The sequence below is a fragment of the Mesorhizobium sp. M1A.F.Ca.IN.020.06.1.1 genome (assembly GCF_004023265.1).
Lineage (GTDB): Bacteria > Pseudomonadota > Alphaproteobacteria > Rhizobiales > Rhizobiaceae > Mesorhizobium.
In genome coordinates this window covers 1-2,138 of record NZ_RZSR01000996.1, presented here as the reverse complement: position 1 = coordinate 2,138, position 2,138 = coordinate 1, and the positions used below count along the sequence as shown (strand labels likewise).

Genomic DNA, 2,138 nt, shown 5'->3' with positions numbered 1-2,138 from the left:
GTCATGGTCTTTGCGGTACCGGGCGGACCTTCGAGCAATATATGCCCGCCGGCGAACAGCGCCGTCAGCATCAGATCGACCGTGTCGCGCTGCCCGGTGATCGCTTTAGCCACCTCTTCCCTGATCGCGCTCGCCAGGGCTTTCACTTCATCGACGTTCACCGAGCCTCCTTGCCGTCCAGTCATGCAGCTCTTCCGCTGCTTCATGCATTGCGGCCAATGTGTTGGAACCGTTCGCAGCCTTGAACCGTGCGGTGAAGCCGTTCGCCTCATTTTTGTCGCGGGAATCCAGCCAGCGGTCCAGCGCTTCACCCTGCAGCCCGTGCGGCGCGCCAAGCAGCGCGGCGGCGCGCTGGCGCATCAGCGCGGCATAGCGGTCGCCGAGTTCCTGCAGCCGTCCTGCCCGCTTCAGGAGCATTGCCGTGGTGTCGACCAGCGCCTGCTTGCCGAAGGCGATGGCGCGACCCTCGGTGCGTGGCGGCCCGAAGCGGCCGAGCCCGTGCAGGAAGGCGAGGGCAGCCGCCACCAGCACCGACAGCGTCAGCGCCAGGAAGGGCGGTTCGACCAGGAGCTTGCCGAGATCGTAGTTCTGGCCGATGCCGTGAAGCGTCAGGTCGAACATAACCGCGCCCTTGGCGGGCTCCAGCATGGCGATCATGTCGAGCGCCGCTGCCGCCTTTTGCGGATCCTTCAGCGCCGCGTTGTTGATGAGATCGGGATCGGTCAGGATGTAGAAGGGTTCGCTGTCGAGTTCGGTGAGAACAGCCTTGCCGTCACCCGCCGCAATCAGCGGATGATTGTCGGCTACCCATTGCAACTCCTCGGGCACGGCGATCTTGCGCCCCTCTACATCGATCCGATCGACCGATGGCTTGCCGTCGCCGAGCTTGGCCTTGGCGAGGCGACCGAGCCAGTCGTTGACCGCCGTTGCGGGCAGCCGCTCGACTTTCGTCTCCCAGCCCTCCTGGCCCGGCTGCGGAAAGGTGACCCATTTGGGCAGCACGAAAAGCGTGTGCTTGCCCAAGCGGAGCTTGATGATGCGCTGAAGCGCCGCCGGGTCGCTGTTGGGCGCGATGGTGACGATCAGCAGGAATGTGGATGCCAGGGGAGATTGCAGATCCTTCTCCCCGCGCGCCATGGGCGGCGCCTGCCCGTTGGTGAGCTTCAGCCATTCCACGAGCCCGGCATAGCCGGTGCCGCCCTTGGAGAGCGGTGTTGCGCCGCCCTCGGGCTGACGAAAGTCCGGAGCGTAGGTCGAGAGCAGGAAGAATCCGGCGGCCGCGAGCAGGCTGGCGAAGATGCCCCAGAACAGCGTCCTGCGGCTGAACGGCTCTTGTGCCTCTGTCGCCTCCGCGCTCATGCCCAGGCATCCCGGAAGGCAAAGCGCTCATAGGCGCAGCGCGCCTGCTGCCAGCCCTCGGCGCCGACCGGCCGGCGAGCGAACAAGGCAGCCTCGACGATGCGCGCGATCTCACTGAAGGCAGCGCGGGGGCGGGACGGGATGGAACCTGCGGCGGCGATGTCGCGCGCGGTCAGCGACGGGCGCAGGAAGTCGGGCAGGCGGCTGGCGATGTCGGCAACGCTGCGCCGGAGCAGCAGATGCACCGCCTCGTCATAGTCGCCGCGCGCGGCGAGCGCATCGGCTTCGGAGAGCAGGATCTGAGCCGCGCCGGCATCCGGGCGCCATTCCTCCTTCGTCTCGTCCTCCTTGCCGGGGCGCCGCCATGGCAGCCGCCAGGCGATGCCCTTCGCCTCGAGCACGAGCAGGAACACGATGATCGCGGCGCCGATGATCACCGCGCCCCAGAACAGATAGATCATGTAGGGGCCAAGCTTTGCCAGGGCTTCCAGAAAAGGCTTAAGCCATTCCGGCGGTTCCGGCCGCACCAGCCCCGGCAGGTCAAACTGGATCGTATCGTCCGCCAGCAGCTGCTTGTGCATCTTGGCCAGCCATTCGGCGTCCGCTGTGGCCGGCTGTGCCGCTGTCACCAACTCGCTCCCCTGCTACCCACGGGTTCGACACTGGCAATACCGCAGGACAATTGCAAGTGATTGGACTCGTCTCGTCAATACTGGCAGATTTGCTTTGGGGCCATAGGCTGGCGCAGAGCGGCCGAGCAGGGGAGGGCGTCATGACTT

At 66.1% G+C, this 2,138-nt stretch carries 2 protein-coding genes; both read right to left on the bottom strand.

Annotation, left to right across the window (positions count from 1 at the left end):
- Positions 1 to 147 precede the first annotated feature (147 nt).
- Positions 148 to 1,359 (bottom strand): hypothetical protein, encoded by a 1,212-nt coding sequence (locus EOA60_RS30065; RefSeq protein ID WP_095801242.1) that lies wholly within the window; start codon positions 1,357 to 1,359, stop codon positions 148 to 150.
- Complete coding sequence (locus EOA60_RS30060) at positions 1,356 to 1,988, bottom strand: DUF4129 domain-containing protein (RefSeq protein WP_095824864.1); 633 nt, start codon at positions 1,986 to 1,988, stop codon at positions 1,356 to 1,358. The genes EOA60_RS30065 and EOA60_RS30060 overlap by 4 nt, the downstream gene beginning before the upstream one ends.
- Positions 1,989 to 2,138: the final 150 nt, after the last annotated feature.

Bases quoted from the DNA above. Each gene is read 5' to 3' on its own strand.
- EOA60_RS30065 (WP_095801242.1), bottom strand. From the start codon at position 1,359: ATGAGCGCGGAGGCGACAGAGGCACAAGAGCCGTTCAGCCGCAGGACG.